A 14,533-nucleotide genomic window follows, 5' to 3' on the forward strand; every position below is an offset into this window, starting at 1 on the left:
CTTTTTGTAGGAGCCGATTCATCGGCGATTCCTACAGGGCTTTGTGCAACCAGTCCGCGACCGCCCCCGGATGTTCAAGGTGCAGATGATGCCCCCCATCCATGTGTTCCACCGCGATCTCATCGACGCAGTCGATCCTCACCTGTAACGCCTCGGGTTCCAGATACGGTGGATGCGGCCGCGCCAGCAACAGCGACGTCGGCGCCGCCAGCCCCAGCAAGAGCGACATGACCTGCGTTTCGGCCAGGCGGATCGCCGTGGGTTTCGAGAGGCGTGGGTCGCTGCGCCAGCTGTAACCACCGTCAACCGCGCGTAGCCCGCGCTCGACGATATGCCGGGCCAGCGCGCTATCCAGGCCACTGGCCAGTGCCCGCGCGCGGGAGGCATCGTCGATGGACGGGAAAACGCGAAGCGGCCGGCTGCCTTCGTCCTTGATGGCCAGCGCATCGCGGAAGCGATCGAGCGTGCGCGATCCATCGTCGCCGAGGGGCCCGAGGCCTTCGATCAGGGCCAGGGCGCGGATCCGCTCGGGCGCGGCGATGGCGACCATGGTCGCGACACCCGCACCGAGGGAATGGCCGAGCAGATGAAAACGGGGCAGGGCGAGCGAATCGACAGCGGCCAGGACGGCACGCGTGTAGTCGACGTGCTGGTAGATCGTGCCTGCCGGCAGGTGATCGGAATGGCCGTGCCCGGGCAGGTCCAGCGCGATCACATGGAATCGTTCGGCCAGCAGCGGTGCCAGCAGGGCGAAGCTCGCCGCATTGTCCAGCCAACCGTGGATGAGCAACAACGGGGGTGCATCGGGTTCGCCCCAGGTCAGGCCGGACAGTTCCAGTCCCGGGATGCCGATACGCAGCTCACGCATTGTCGCGCACCTGGCGAGCGCGTTCACGGCTGGCGGCAAGACGGTGAGCCGCCTCGGCGGCGTCGTAGTCTGCGGCGAACTCTGGCCAGCCCTGGGTATGCCGAAGCACGAGATCGGCGATCGTTCCGACGTGCGCGGGCGCGGCGTTGAGGCAGGGGATGTAGTTGAGCGTCTCGCCGCCGGCTTCCTTGAAGAAGTCGGCGTTCTGCATGGCGATTTCCTCGAGCGTTTCCAGGCAGTCGACGGCGAAGCCGGGGCTGATCACGTCGATTCGCTTGATCCCGTCCTTGCCAAAAACCTTCACGGTTTCATCGGTATACGGATGCAGCCAGCGTTCGCGACCGACGCGGGACTGGAAGCTGAGCGGCGCTTCCTCCTCGGACAACCCGAGCGCTTCACGCAGGAGCCGCGCCGTGGCGTGGCACTGGCAGAAATAAGGGTCGCCGTTTCGCACGTAGCGTTCGGGAATGCCATGGAAGCTCATGAGCAACTTCTCACCGCGACCGTTCTGTTCCCAGTGCGCGCGCACGCTATCGGCCAGCGCCGCGATATACCCCGGCTCGGCGTGATAGTCGTTGATCTGGCGCAGCTCCGGTGGCCAGCGCAGGCCTTTCACCGCGTCGGCGACGGCATCGAAGACACTGCCGGTCGAAGTCGCCGAGTACTGCGGGTAGAGCGGCAGCACGAGCAGGCGGCGAACACCCTCGCGTTGCAGTTGCGCGATCGTCTCGGCAACGGCGGGTCTGCCGTAGCGCATGGCGAGTGCCACACGGATCGGGCCCGATCGCCGCCGGCCCAGTTCCGCCTGCAAGGCGGCGGCGAGGGCCTCGCTGCCCACACGTAGCGGCGATCCCTGCTCCGTCCAGATACGCGCATAAGCATGTGCCGAACGCTTCGGGCGCACGCGCAGGATCACGCCATGCAGGATGGCCAGCCAGAGCAGGCGGGGGTATTCGATGACACGCGGGTCGCCGAGGAACTCGGCAAGATAGGGCCGAACAGCTGCGGCTGTCGGCGCTTCAGGTGTACCGAGATTAACCAGTAGCACACCGACCTGGGGCAGGGTGTCGTGGGAATACCCGGCAAGGCCGGTATAGTTTGGCGTACCTGGCATCGGCGTCGGGCACTCGCGGGAATTCCCGCAGTCTGCCATAGCACGGTGTCACGCCGAAGCCGTCATGTATGAAAGGAGCCACGCGATGACCCCACGTCTTTCCCGCCTGCTTGCCCTCGGACTTCTTGCCTTGCTGCCCATCTCGGCGGCCCAGGCCGCGGATCCACCGAAGGAGCAGGCCGAGAACGCGGTTCGCGTGCTCAAGGAAATCATGGATGACGCCCCCGATAAACAGCTTCCGGCCGACCTGCTCAAGAACGCCAGGGCGATCGCGGTGCTGCCTGACATGGTCAAGGGCGGTTTCGTCTTCTCGGGCGCCAAGGGCGAGGGGCTGATCTCGATCAAGAGTCCCGACGGGACCTGGTCCAATCCCAATTTCATCTCCATGGCGGGTGCCGGTGTCGGCTTCCAGATCGGTATCCAGTCAGCCGACGTGATCCTGGTCTTCCGCACGGACCGGGGCGTGCAGGGCATCATCGACGGCAAGTTCACCCTGGGCGCCAACGCCTCCGCCGCCGCCGGCCCGGTGGGGCGCTCAGCCACGGCGGCCACCGACGGCCAGCTCAAGGCCGAGATCTACACCTACTCCCGCGCCCGGGGTCTGTTCGCCGGCGTGGCGCTGGATGGCACCCATTTCAGCATCGACGACGATACGAACAAGCAGGTGTACGGCCCGGGCATTACACCCCGCCGCATCTTCGAGACAGGCGGTATAACCAACGCTCCGGCATACGTGGTCAATTTCCGCGATACGCTGGAGGAGTACACTAACCGCTGAATCTGAACCATCCGGCGTCGCGCAAGGGCGCCGGTCCGTCCCATCGGTGCCCTGGCGGGCGCCTGCGAGGTTTTCATGAGCATTACCCATATCGTCCTCCTGCTGCTCGTCGTCGTGTTGATCTTCGGCACGAAGAAGCTGCGCAACATCGGCTCGGATCTGGGCGGTGCCATGCGCGACTTCAAGAAAGGGATGGAAGGCGACGAGGAGGCCAAGGCCGCCCGTGAGCGCGAAGAGAAGCTGCGCGCCGATCCGCCGGTAACGGCCCAGGTCCCGCCGGTCCACACCGAATCCACCGAGCCGCGCGACCGCGCTCCGTGATCCTGGCGGCGCCATGATCGAGATCAGCTTCGGTAAATTGCTGCTGCTCGCGGTGGTGGCGCTCATCGTGCTCGGCCCCGAGAAGCTCCCGCACGCGGCCCGCACCGCGGGCGCCTTGCTCCGGCGCATGCGCAACGGCTGGGACAACGTGAAGGCCGAGGTCGAGCGCGAGATCCAGGCCGAGGAAATCAAGCGCACGCTGCGCGAGACGGCCGAAAGCGCCCGTTCCGCCCACGACAGCGTCCGCGACGAGATCCGCGGTGCCGGCCAGGACATCCGTGACACCGGCGATCGCGTGCGCGACACCTTTACCGAAACGCAGACGGCGCGTATCGAGGGTCGTGAGCCCGACCCGGCACGCGACATGCTGCCGCTGGCCCACGGCGTGACCACGCCGCCCACGGATGAGACGCATGACCCCAAGTGACCCCCGTCCGTCCGCCGACGACGCGATCGAAGAGGGCCTGTTCTCCCACCTGATCGAACTACGCTCCCGGCTCCTTCGCGCCGTGGTCGTGCTCCTGCTGGTGCTATTGGCCCTGGTCCCCGTGGCCAATCATCTTTATGCGGAACTGGCCAAGCCGCTGGTCGAGCGCATGCCGCAGGGCGCGCACCTGATTGCGACCGAGGTGGCCAGCCCGTTCGTCACCCCGTTGAAACTCGCCTTTTTCGTGGCGCTGTTCATCAGCATGCCGATGATCATCTACCAGCTGTGGGCCTTCGTCAGTCCCGGGCTGTACCGCCACGAGAAGCGGCTGGCGCGGCCCCTGCTGGTCGCCTCGCTGGTGCTGTTCTATGCCGGCTGCGCGTTCGCCTATTTCGTGGTGATGCCGGCGGCGTTCAAATTCCTCAACGCCGTCACGCCTGAAGGCGTGGCGATGATGACCGACATCACGCATTACCTCGATTTCGTCATGCTGATGTTCTTCGCCTTCGGCCTCTGCTTCGAAGTGCCGGTGGCCGTGGTGATCCTGGCCGCCGTGGGTATCGTCGACGCGGAGAAGCTCAGCAAGGGCCGCGGCTACGCGATCGTCGGCGCCTTCGCTATTTCTGCCTTCATCACCCCGCCGGATTTGTTGTCCATGGTGATGCTCGCCGTGCCAATGTGCCTGCTTTACGAAGTGGGCCTGCTTTCGGTGCGCTTCCTGCTGAAACCACCCGAAAGGGAGTGATGTCATGGGCGCGTCGATCGGCTGGCTGGCGGTAAAGGGCAAGGATGCGGACGCCGTGTTGGGCGCCCTCGACCTGGTTCGCAACGAACAGACCGAATCGCATCCGCGCCGTGGCTTCGCGATCACGCTCCCATCAGGCTGGTTTGTCGTGGTGACGCGTTTCGCCTCCCCGTTGATCGCCGAGGAATCGTTGCGCCCCCTGTCGCGTGGTTGCACCGTGGTCACCTGCGAACAGGACGACCAGCAGCTGGTCAGTGCCGCCACGTGCTACGTGGACGGGCTGCGCACGTGGAGCATCGAACACGATGGCCAGCAGGACGACACGCGTCACCTCGCCTCGCAGGGATCGCTGCCTCGCGCCTTCGATGCCATCCACGCACGCATCGAGGCCCTGCAGGATCACGCCGACGCGGAAGGCGAAGATGCCGACCACTTCTTTTTCCTGCCGCCCGAACTCGCCCACAGCGTGACGACGTTCGACGAAACGCGGCCCGCGAGCGCGTATGGCGTCGCGGCCTTCGAAGGATGGACGCCGGCCGAAGCGCTCAAGCCGGGGCGCAAGGCGACGCTGCCGTGGAGCGTCCGGCGGGCCATGGTGACGGCCCGCGCGGATCGGCCCTGGTGGAAGTTCTGGTGAGACCTTACTTGGCGGCGGGCTGCCGATTCAGCGCCATGCCCTTCAGCACATTCAGCGCCTGCGACAACGCGTAATCCTCGATCGCCAGCTTGCCATCGTCGTCCCCCGAGCTCTTGTCGCCACCGGCGGCTTTCTCATTGGCCAGGTGATTGCGAAGATCCGCTTCGGAGCCGATCAGCTGCGGTGCTGTATCGCTCTTGTTCACGGCGAGGTCTGCGAGCGGGATATCCGGCTTGATGCCTTCGGCCTGGATCGAGGTGCCGTTGGGCGTGTAATAACGCGCCGTGGTGATCTTCACGGCGTGGTCCTGGTCCAGCGGCAGCACGGTCTGCACCACGCCCTTGCCGAAGGTGCGTCGCCCCATGATCAGCGCGCGATGGTTGTCCTTCAGTGCACCGGAGACGATCTCCGCCGCGGACGCCGTGCCGTTGTCGGTGAGGATCACCATCGGCGCGCCCTTGAGCAGGTCGCCCGGGTGGGCCTCGAAATTGAGGTTGGCGTCCTGCAGGCGTCCCTTCGTCGTGACGATGGTGCCGGAGTCGAGGAAGGCGTCGGCAACGGCGACCGCCGTGGTGAGCAGGCCGCCGGGATTCGACCGCAGGTCGAGCACGGCACCCTTCGGCGCGCCATTCTTCTTGATGTAATCGGTGAGCTTCTTGTCCATGTCCGTCGCCGTGTCTTCCTGGAACTGGCTCAGGCGGATGTACGCATAGCCCGGGTCGAGCTGCCTCACCTTGACGCTGGTGACGGCGATACGCTCGCGCACCAGTGGCATGTCGATCGGCTTGTCGGACTTCTCATGAAGAATGGTCAGGGTGATCTTGCTGCCTGGATCGCCACGCAGCTTCTTGAAGGCTTCGTCGATGTTCTGGCCGTCGATGACCATGCCGTCGACCTTGACGATGGTGTCGCCCGGTTTGATGCCGGCGCGCGAGGCCGGCGTGTCGTCGATCGGCGAGACGATCTTCAGCGAGCCCTCCACCTGCAGCACCTCGATGCCGAGGCCGCCGTACTGGCCCGTGGTGTCCTCGTCGAGTTCGTCGAGGCCGTCCTTGTCCAGGTACTCGCTGTGAGGATCCAGGTTTTCCAGCATGCCGCTGATCGCGGCCTTCATGATGGTCTTGTTGTCGAGTTTCTCGACGTAGGCCTGGCGAACGATCTGGTAGACCCGCGTGAAGTTGCGGATATCGTCGAGAGACACCTCGTCGTCGGCCTTCGCCGCGATGGCTGCTGCGGAACTCGACGACGCTGCCGGCGCGTCGGGTTGCTTCAGCGGTTTGTGCTGGGCCTGGGCGGCGGGAATCGCCACCACGGTGCCGAGGGCCAGCGCGAGAGCGAAACGAAGGGGGTGCTGGCGCATGCCTGTCTCCGGGATCAATGCCGTTTACCGAGCCAGCCGCGCGCATCGATGGGTTTGCCACCCTGGCGCAGCTCGAAATAGGCGCCGTTGTCGCCGGCGGGCGCCGCGGCCGTACCGACGGTTTCGCCGGCCTCGACCATGTCGCCCACGCCGCGCAACAGCGTTTCGTTGTTGCCGTACATGCTCATGAAGCCGTTGCCGTGGTTCACGATGATCATCATGCCGTAGCCGCGCAGGAAGTTGGCGAAGACGACGCGGCCACGGGCCACGGCTTTCACTTCGCTGCCGCGCGCGGCGACGATGATGACGCCGCTGCCATACGCGTGCACCGGACCGTTGGTCGGCCAGGGCAGGTTGCCGCGCAGGTTGCCCAGCGGTGCCGACGGTGCCGTGCCCTTCGGCACCGGGGCAGGCTCGGCGGCCTTGGCGGCCTCGTCGATCACCTTCTGCAGCTTGGCGACCAGGGCATTCATGTCCTGCTCGTTCTGCTTCAGTGCGGCGATGCGTTGCGCCTGGTCCTTGTATTTGGAGTCCGCTTCGGCCACCAGTTTCTGCTGCTCGCTGCGCTGCTTTTCCAGTTCGCCGGTGCGCTTCTCGCGTTCGGCCCGGGTCGCCTCGAGCTTTTCCTGTTCGGCGGTGATCGCGGTTTCGACCTCCTGCAGGCGGGAAAGATCCGCGAGCAGGCCGCGAATGCGCTCGACCCGGTTCTCCTGGAAGTAACGGGAATAGGCGAGGGCGCGCGAGATCCGGTTGACGTTCTCGTCGCCGAGGAGAATCTGCAGGTCGGAACCCCGGCCGAGGGTATACGTGGCGCGGAGCAGGTCGCTAAGCGCGCCCTTCTGCTGGTCGAGTCCGGCCTGCATTCCCGCGCGTTGCTCGTTCAGCTGCGCCAGGTCGCGTTTGCGTGCTTCCAGCTCGGTGTCGGTCTCGCGGACCGCCTTGGCGGCCGTGGAGACCTGTTCGGCCTGCCGGGCCAGGGCCGCGTTCGCGGTGTCGCGCGAGTTGGCGGTGTCCCGCTGCGCCTTTGTCAGTCCCTCGATCTCCTTGCGGACGCCATCGAGCTTCTGCCGGGCGTCGTCCTGCTCGGACCGTGCCTTGACGTCCTGCGCCGCGAAGGCGGGCGGGAAGGGGGCGGCAGCGGCGAGGGCGAGGGTCAGGAGGAAAGGGAGGCGAGGGAATGGGTGCATCGGGCGATTATTACCCATCCGGTGCTCGGGTCGGGAAATTCGTCTCACACGAAACTATCTGCGCTGGTATGCCTCGCGAGCCGCACCCCAGCCCGTTTCTTCTCACTGGTCTCGACACGCGCGACGTAAGAATTCCGTTCGCTTTCCGTTTGGACGTCTGAACGCTTTGACGCAGCGCGACAAATATGACTAAAGTGGGCCGCAAGCTCCTTCGCGCGCACGTGATGGTCGACCGTTCCAGGTCGCGGGGCCACGTGCACGCCAGATTCCCAGCACAACCTTATGCCCCAGGAGGCGGATGGTGAAGCAAGGCACTCCGCGCCTCTACGACGAGGCGTTCGAACACGACAGCTGCGGCTTCGGTATCGTCGCGCAGATAGACGGCCATGCCAGTTCGGCACTGGTCGACACCGCCTTTTCGGCCCTCGCCAAACTATCGCATCGCGGCGGCGTCAACGCCGACGGCATCAGTGGTGACGGCTGCGGTGTACTCATTCGCCGGCCGGTCGAATGGCTTCGGGCGCTTGCGCGCGAATCCGGCATCGCGCTCGCCACGCATTTCGCCGCTGGCGTGGTCTTCCTCGATCCCGATGGCGATGGCAGCGCCGCCACCGTCCTCGAGACCGAACTCGCCGCCGTGAACCTCCACGTGGCCGGCTGGCGCGATGTCGCGGTCGACACGGCCGCGTGCGGACCGCTGGCGGCGTCGTCCATGCCGCGCGTCCGCCAGATTTTCGTCGACGCACCGGGCGATCTCACCCCGGCGCAGTTCGAAGCCGCGCTGTTCCGCGCACGCCGCCGCACCGAGCTCGCGCTGGCCGGCGACACGCAGTTCTATGTCGTTTCGCTCTCCGGCGAAGTGATCGGCTACAAGGCGATGGCCGCGCCGGGCCACCTGCGCGATGTCTATCCCGATCTCAAGCATCCGGCGCTCGTCGCCGATGCGGTGGTCTTCCACCAGCGCTTCTCGACGAACACCTCGCCGCAGTGGCGCCTCGCGCAGCCGTTCCGCCTGCTTGCGCACAACGGCGAGATCAACACCATCCGCGCAAACCGTCGCTGGATGCAGGCGCGTACGTCGGTCATGCGCTCGGATCTCGTCGACCTCTCCGACATCGGTCCGCTGGTCCGGCAGAGTGGTTCGGATTCCGAGAGCCTGGACAACGCCCTCGAAGTGCTGTTGATGGGTGGGATGGACCTGCTCACGGCGATGCGTGTGCTGGTCCCGCCGGCGTATTCCGCGCGGGAGGACATCGACGAGGATCTCGCGGCGTTTTACGAGTACTACGCCCTGCACAGCGAGCCTTGGGATGGCCCTGCCGGGTTGGTCATGTGCGATGGGCGTTATGCCGCGTGCACGCTCGATCGCAACGGCCTGCGCCCCGCACGCTGGGCGCTGTCCGACGACAACCACCTGATCGTCGCCTCGGAAGCCGGGCTTTGGGATGTCCCCTCGGCGCGCATAGTCGCCAAGGGTCGCCTCGCGCCGGGTGAAATGATCGCCGTGGATTTCCGCGAGCACCGGCTGCTACGCGACGCTGATATCGATGCGATCAATCGCAAGCGCGCACCGTTCCGCGACTGGTTGCGCGATGGTGTCACCTATCTCGAGTCGGACCTGATCGACCCCAGTCTCGCTGCCGAGCCATTGCCTGCCGAGGAACTGCGCCGCTACCAGAAGCTGTTCGGCCTGTCCCGCGAAGAATGCGAGTCGGTACTGAAAGTACTCGCCGAGACCGAAGCGGAAGCGACCGGATCCATGGGCGACGACACGCCGATGGCCGTGCTGTCGCGACAGATCCGTCCGCTGTTCGACCGCTTCCGCCAGGGTTTCGCGCAGGTGACGAATCCGCCGATCGATCCGCTGCGCGAGCGCCTGGTCATGTCGCTGGTGACGCAGATCGGGCAGGAACGGAATATCTTCGACCTCGGCCCGGAGAACGCGAAGCAGATCCTGCTCAATTCGCCGATCCTCTCGCAACGCAAACTGCGGCAGATCCTCGCGAATGCCGAGTACGCGGATACGCCGCGATTCGATCTCATGTACGGTTCCGATGAAACGCTGGAGCAAGCGCTGCTGCGCATCTGCGATAGCGTCGAATCCGCCGTGCGCGGTGGCGTGAAGATCGTCTTCCTGAGCGACCGCTATCCCCGTCGCGACCTGCTTCCGATCCACTCGCTGCTGGCGACCGGCGCCGTGCACGCGCGCCTGGTCGACCGTGGCCTGCGATGTCAGTGCAACATCATGGTCGAGACGGCCACGCCACGCGACCCGCACCACTTCGCCTGTCTGCTCGGCTTCGGCGCTACGGCCATCTACCCGTGGCTGGCCTACCAGAGCCTGTTCGACATGGGCCGTAGCGGGCACATCCGCAACGGCGAAGGCGCGCCGCGTGAAATCGGCCGTAACTATCGCCGCGGTATCCGCAAGGGCCTGCTCAAGATCCTCTCCAAGATGGGTATCTCGACGGTCGCCGGCTACCGCGGCGCGCAGCTGTTCGAAATCGTCGGACTGTCGCGCGACGTCGTCGACATCTGCTTTCCCGGTACGCCTTCGCGCATCGGCGGCTCGACCTTCGACGATCTGGAAAAAGAACAGCGCCTGCTCGCCGCCGAAGCCTGGGATGAAGCCCATGCACTTCGCGCCGGCGGTCTGTTCAAGTACGTGCACGGCGGCGAATTCCACATGTACAACCCGGATGTGATCGCCAGCCTTCAGGTGGCGGTGCGCACGGGTGATTGGGACGACTACGCGAAGTACGCGCACTACGTGGATGCGCGCCCACCTTCCGCGCTGCGCGACCTGCTCGTGCCACGCGAAGGCACCGCCATCCCGCTCGACGAGGTCGAGCCGGTGGAGAGCATCTTGAAACGCTTCGATTCGGCCGGCATGTCGTTGGGTGCGCTGTCGCCGGAAGCGCACGAGGCGCTGGCCATCGCCATGAACCGGCTCGGCGCACGCAGCAACTCGGGTGAAGGCGGTGAGGATCCGGCGCGCTATGGCACCGACCGCGCCTCGAAGATCAAACAGGTCGCGTCGGGCCGGTTCGGCGTCACGCCGACCTACCTGGTCAATGCCGAGGTCCTGCAGATCAAGATCGCCCAGGGCGCCAAGCCCGGCGAAGGCGGGCAGTTGCCCGGCCACAAGGTAGACGCGACGATCGCCCGCCTGCGTTATGCCAAGCCAGGCATCGGCCTGATCTCACCGCCGCCGCATCACGATATCTATTCCATCGAAGATCTCGCCCAGCTCATTCACGACCTCAAGGAAGTGAACCCGAAGGCGCTCATCTCCGTGAAGCTCGTCTCGCACGCCGGCGTCGGTACCGTCGCCGCAGGCGTGGTCAAGGCGGGCGCCGATCTGATTACGGTGTCCGGTCACGACGGTGGCACCGGCGCGAGCCCGCTCACGTCCATCAAGTACGCGGGCACGCCGTGGGAGCTCGGTCTGGCCGAGACGCAGCAGACGCTGCGCCTGAACGATCTGCGCGGCCGTGTTCGCCTGCAGACCGACGGTGGCCTGAAGACCGGTCTCGACGTGATCAAGGCCGCCATGCTCGGTGCGGAGAGCTTCGGTTTCGGCACGGGTCCGATGGTGGCGCTGGGCTGCAAGTACCTGCGCATCTGCCATCTGAACAACTGCGCCACGGGTGTCGCGACCCAGCATCCGGTACTGCGCCAGAAGCACTTCCTCGGCCTGCCCGACATGGTGATGAACTACTTCCGCTTCGTCGCGGAAGACGTGCGTCGCCACCTCGCCCGTCTCGGCGTGCGCACGCTGGAAGAACTGGTCGGCCAGAGTGGCCGCCTGGAGCAGCGCGACGGCGTCACCGCCGTGCAGGATCGCCTCGACCTCACCCCGCTCATCGCCGAAGACGGCATGGGTGAGAAGGTGGACTTCGCCTGTACCTTCGCGCGCAACCCGGTGCGCGATCCCGCGACCCTGGCCAGCCGGATTTCGGCGGATACCCGGGCCGTGGTCGCCGATGCGCTCGGCGGGACCTTCCACTACGACATCGCGAACACCGATCGCGCCATCGGCGCGCGTCTGTCCGGCGATGTCGCGCGTCGCTGGGGCGATGTCGGCATGGTCGAGAAACCGGTGCACCTGCACCTGACCGGTTCGGCGGGACAGAGCCTGGGCGCGTGGAATGCGTCCGGGGTGCACATCGACCTGACCGGCGAAGCCAATGACGGTGTCGGCAAGGGCATGTCCGGTGGCCGTCTCATCATCCGGCCGCCGGCCGATTCGCCGTTCGCCAGCCAGGAAGCCTCGATCATCGGCAACACCTGCCTGTATGGCGCAACCGGTGGCGAGTTGTTCGCCGCGGGTCAGGCCGGCGAGCGTTTCGCTGTGCGGAACTCCGGTGCGTTGGCTGTCGTCGAAGGCGCCGGCGATCACTGCTGCGAATACATGACCGGCGGCGTCGTCGCCGTGCTCGGTCGCACCGGCCTCAACTTCGGTGCCGGCATGACGGGTGGCTTTGCCTACGTCCTCGACACCGAGCGCAACTTCGTCGACTGCTACAACCACGAACTCGTCGACATCGTGCGTATCTCGCACGAAGGCATGGAACATTACATGCAGCACCTGCGCCAACTCATCGCCCGCCACGCCGAACTCACCGATTCCGCCTGGGGTCGCAAGGTGCTCGGCGATTTCCGTGGCCTGCTGCAACGCTTCTGGCTGGTCAAGCCGAAAGCCGCGAGCCTCGACGCCCTCGCTGAAGAACTGCGGAGCGCCGCATGAGCACGAAGGACTTCCGCTTCCTCGAGGTCCCGCGGCAGACACCGCGCACCGTACCGGTGGCCGTGCGCGTGCTCGGCTATGGCGAAATCTCCGGCGAGTTCGCCCCGTCGGAGGCGGCATCGCAGTCGGAGCGCTGCATCGATTGCGGCAATCCGTACTGCGAGCACGCCTGCCCGGTGCACAACTACATCCCGAACTGGCTGAAGCTGGTGCAGGATGGTCGTCTGTTCGAGGCCGCCACCCTCATGCACGAGACCAACCCGCTGCCCGAGATCTGCGGCCGCGTGTGTCCGCAGGACCGTCTCTGCGAAGGCGCTTGTACGCTCGAGCAAGGCGATTTCGGCGCCGTCACGATCGGTAGCGTCGAGCGCTGGGTAACGGACGAGGCCATCCGCCAGGGCTGGCGTCCCGATTTGTCACGCGTTCGCGAGACCGGGCAGCGTGTCGCTATCGTCGGCGCGGGCCCCGCGGGCCTCGCCTGCGCCGATCGTCTGCGCCGTGCCGGCATCGCGGCGGATGTCTACGATCGCCAGCACGAAATCGGTGGCCTGCTCACCTTCGGCATCCCGCCGTTCAAGCTCGACAAGTCCGTCGTGCTTACGCGTCGCATGGTGCTCGAAGGCATGGGTGTGCGCTTCCATCTCGGTGTCGAGATCGGACGCGACATCGCCTTCGACGAGTTGCTCGCCGATTACGATGCCGTGTTCGTCGGCACGGGGGCCTACACCTATGTCGACGGTCAGCTCGACGGCCGCGACCTGGGCGGCGTGCATGATGCGCTGCCCTTCCTCATCGCCAATGTAGAACGCCTGCTTCGCGACGAAGCGCCCGCGCCCGAGTACGACCTCGCCGGCAAACACGTCGTCGTCCTCGGTGGCGGCGACACCGGTATGGATTGCAACCGTACCGCGATCCGCCTCGGTGCCGCGTCGGTCACCTGCGTCTACCGTCGCGACGAAGCCAGCATGCCCGGCTCGCGTCGTGAAGTCGGCTACAGCCGCGAGGAAGGCGTGCGTTTCCTCTTCCAGCAGCAGCCTATCGCCCTGGTGGGCGACGGTAGCAAGGTCACCGCGGTTCGCGTGGTCGAGACCCAGCTTGTCGATGACGGTGACGGACGCCCGCGACCGCGCAACGTTGAAGGCAGCGAGACCGACCTGCGCGCCGACGTGGTGATTCAGGCCTTCGGTTTCCAGCCGAGCCCTCCCGACTGGTGCGAGGCCTTCGGCGTGGAGCGCGACAGGAGCGGCCGCATCGTTGTCGGTGGCGAAGGGCGCCTGCCCTTGCAGACGAGCAACCCGCGTATCTTCGCCGGTGGCGACAACGTGCGTGGCGCGGATCTGGTCGTGCGTGCGGTCTACGACGGTCGTGAAGCGGCTGGCTCGATCGCACGCCTGCTGGCGACAGCGAAGCTGACATTGAAGGTGGCGGTCTAAGCCGCCACAAAACCTTACGGCGACAGGTAGGGCACAATAGGCCCATGCTCTACCGAGCCATTCCCCGCCCATGTGCCTGATCGCCTTCGCCTGGCATGTCCATCCGCGCTGGAAGCTGGTGCTCGTCGGCAACCGCGACGAGTTCCACGCACGTCCGACCGCGCCGCTGGCGCCGTGGGACGAAGCCCCCGACATCATCGCGGGGCGCGATCTCGAGGCCGGCGGCACCTGGGCCGGCATCGCACCGCATGGCCGGGTCAGTGTGATCACCAACGTGCGTGACATGAGCGCGGACCACAGCGGCATGTCGCGGGGGTTGCTGGTCGCGGACTACCTCGGCTCCAACGTGCCCGCCCGCGCCCATGCCATCGAACTGATGTCGAGCGCGAAGGCATACCGGCCGTTCAACCTGCTGACCTTCGACCACGACGACGCCTATTACCTGGGCAATCATCCGAACGCGCGCGCCCAACGGGTCGAGCCGGGTGTGCACGGCCTGAGTAACGCGGACTTCAACGCGCCGTGGCCGAAGACCCAGGCACTGGTCGAGCATCTCACCGCCTGGGTCGCCGCCGACCAGGACACCGACGTGGACGCGCTGTTCGCGCTGCTCGCAGACCAGGGCGCCTGGCCCGACGATGTCCTCCCCGACACGGGCATCGGCATCGAGCGTGAGCGCTTCCTCTCCAGTGCGTTCATCGTCGGAGAGAACTACGGTACGCGTGCCAGTACGGTCATCCTGGTCGACCACGAGGATCGCGCCCTCATCGCCGAGCGTCGCTTCGGGCCCCACGGCGTCGCCCTCGGTGAGGGCCGGTTCGACCTCGCCAGCCCTTGAGGCTTGCGGTTCTTGGCGTGGCGGCGAGAGTCTTTTGCCTAAACGGCGATTGATCCACGCCCGGTCAGCCCCGAC

General features: G+C 66.1%; 12 protein-coding genes. 8 read left to right on the plus strand and 4 right to left on the minus strand.

The window, feature by feature from the left end; genetic code table 11:
• Positions 1-31: 31 nt before the first annotated feature.
• Positions 32-868, minus strand: coding sequence for an alpha/beta fold hydrolase (locus tag BJI69_RS09550; RefSeq protein WP_046967936.1), 837 nt, complete (start codon positions 866-868; stop codon positions 32-34).
• Positions 861-1,982: a ferrochelatase gene (hemH, locus tag BJI69_RS09555; protein WP_046967937.1), complete on the minus strand. Its 1,122-nt coding sequence runs from the start codon at positions 1,980-1,982 to the stop codon at positions 861-863. The genes BJI69_RS09550 and hemH overlap by 8 nt, the downstream gene beginning before the upstream one ends.
• 85 nt (positions 1,983-2,067) lie before the next feature.
• Between hemH and BJI69_RS09560 the strand changes: the two genes are divergently transcribed.
• The 5 genes from BJI69_RS09560 to BJI69_RS09580 all read left to right on the plus strand — a co-directional run bounded on the left by BJI69_RS09560 (position 2,068) and on the right by BJI69_RS09580 (position 4,890).
• Positions 2,068-2,760, plus strand: coding sequence for a lipid-binding SYLF domain-containing protein (locus BJI69_RS09560; RefSeq protein ID WP_046967938.1), 693 nt, complete (start codon positions 2,068-2,070; stop codon positions 2,758-2,760).
• Positions 2,761-2,835: 75 nt separating this feature from the next.
• A complete protein-coding gene (tatA, locus tag BJI69_RS09565; protein WP_046967939.1) occupies positions 2,836-3,081 on the plus strand; it encodes a twin-arginine translocase TatA/TatE family subunit in 246 nt (81 codons plus the stop codon).
• A 13-nt stretch (positions 3,082-3,094) separates the two neighbouring features.
• Positions 3,095-3,508 carry a Sec-independent protein translocase protein TatB gene (gene tatB / locus BJI69_RS09570; RefSeq protein ID WP_071924915.1) on the plus strand — a complete coding sequence of 138 codons (414 nt, stop codon included), beginning with the start codon at positions 3,095-3,097 and terminating at the stop codon, positions 3,506-3,508.
• Complete coding sequence (gene tatC, locus BJI69_RS09575; RefSeq protein ID WP_046967940.1) at positions 3,495-4,253, plus strand: twin-arginine translocase subunit TatC; 759 nt, start codon at positions 3,495-3,497, stop codon at positions 4,251-4,253. Before tatB ends, tatC begins: the two co-directional genes overlap by 14 nt.
• Positions 4,254-4,257: 4 nt before the next feature.
• The gene (locus BJI69_RS09580; RefSeq protein ID WP_052767211.1) at positions 4,258-4,890 is read left to right on the plus strand and encodes a hypothetical protein; all 633 of its coding nucleotides are present in this window, start codon (positions 4,258-4,260) and stop codon (positions 4,888-4,890) included.
• A gap of 4 nt (positions 4,891-4,894) precedes the next feature.
• Here the strand turns inward: BJI69_RS09580 and BJI69_RS09585 are convergent, their stop codons facing one another.
• Both BJI69_RS09585 and BJI69_RS09590 read right to left on the minus strand, forming a co-directional pair.
• Positions 4,895-6,250, minus strand: coding sequence for a S41 family peptidase (locus BJI69_RS09585; protein ID WP_046967941.1), 1,356 nt, complete (start codon positions 6,248-6,250; stop codon positions 4,895-4,897).
• Between the two features lie 14 nt (positions 6,251-6,264).
• Positions 6,265-7,455 (minus strand): murein hydrolase activator EnvC family protein, encoded by a 1,191-nt coding sequence (locus tag BJI69_RS09590; protein ID WP_078023122.1) that lies wholly within the window; start codon positions 7,453-7,455, stop codon positions 6,265-6,267.
• Between the two features lie 280 nt (positions 7,456-7,735).
• Between BJI69_RS09590 and gltB the strand changes: the two genes are divergently transcribed.
• From gltB to BJI69_RS09605, 3 genes are all read left to right on the plus strand, one after another.
• Positions 7,736-12,187, plus strand: a complete 4,452-nt coding sequence (gene gltB / locus BJI69_RS09595; protein ID WP_046967942.1) for a glutamate synthase large subunit — start codon at positions 7,736-7,738, stop codon at positions 12,185-12,187.
• Positions 12,184-13,620, plus strand: a complete 1,437-nt coding sequence (locus tag BJI69_RS09600; protein ID WP_046967943.1) for an FAD-dependent oxidoreductase — start codon at positions 12,184-12,186, stop codon at positions 13,618-13,620. The genes gltB and BJI69_RS09600 overlap by 4 nt, the downstream gene beginning before the upstream one ends.
• 70 nt (positions 13,621-13,690) lie before the next feature.
• A complete protein-coding gene (locus tag BJI69_RS09605) occupies positions 13,691-14,458 on the plus strand; it encodes an NRDE family protein (protein ID WP_046967944.1) in 768 nt (255 codons plus the stop codon).
• Positions 14,459-14,533: the final 75 nt, after the last annotated feature.

It is taken from the genome of Luteibacter rhizovicinus DSM 16549 (genome assembly GCF_001887595.1).
Classification (GTDB): Bacteria; Pseudomonadota; Gammaproteobacteria; order Xanthomonadales; family Rhodanobacteraceae; genus Luteibacter; species Luteibacter rhizovicinus.

Bases quoted from the DNA above. Each gene is read 5' to 3' on its own strand.
- BJI69_RS09560 (WP_046967938.1), top strand. From the start codon at position 2,068: ATGACCCCACGTCTTTCCCGCCTGCTTGCCCTCGGACTTCTTGCCTTG.
- BJI69_RS09550 (WP_046967936.1), bottom strand. From the start codon at position 868: ATGCGTGAGCTGCGTATCGGCATCCCGGGACTGGAACTGTCCGGCCTG.
- tatB (WP_071924915.1), top strand. From the start codon at position 3,095: ATGATCGAGATCAGCTTCGGTAAATTGCTGCTGCTCGCGGTGGTGGCG.
- hemH (WP_046967937.1), bottom strand. From the start codon at position 1,982: ATGCCAGGTACGCCAAACTATACCGGCCTTGCCGGGTATTCCCACGAC.
- gltB (WP_046967942.1), top strand. From the start codon at position 7,736: ATGGTGAAGCAAGGCACTCCGCGCCTCTACGACGAGGCGTTCGAACAC.
- BJI69_RS09580 (WP_052767211.1), top strand. From the start codon at position 4,258: ATGGGCGCGTCGATCGGCTGGCTGGCGGTAAAGGGCAAGGATGCGGAC.
- BJI69_RS09590 (WP_078023122.1), bottom strand. From the start codon at position 7,455: ATGGGTAATAATCGCCCGATGCACCCATTCCCTCGCCTCCCTTTCCTC.
- BJI69_RS09605 (WP_046967944.1), top strand. From the start codon at position 13,691: ATGTGCCTGATCGCCTTCGCCTGGCATGTCCATCCGCGCTGGAAGCTG.
- tatC (WP_046967940.1), top strand. From the start codon at position 3,495: ATGACCCCAAGTGACCCCCGTCCGTCCGCCGACGACGCGATCGAAGAG.
- BJI69_RS09585 (WP_046967941.1), bottom strand. From the start codon at position 6,250: ATGCGCCAGCACCCCCTTCGTTTCGCTCTCGCGCTGGCCCTCGGCACC.
- tatA (WP_046967939.1), top strand. From the start codon at position 2,836: ATGAGCATTACCCATATCGTCCTCCTGCTGCTCGTCGTCGTGTTGATC.
- BJI69_RS09600 (WP_046967943.1), top strand. From the start codon at position 12,184: ATGAGCACGAAGGACTTCCGCTTCCTCGAGGTCCCGCGGCAGACACCG.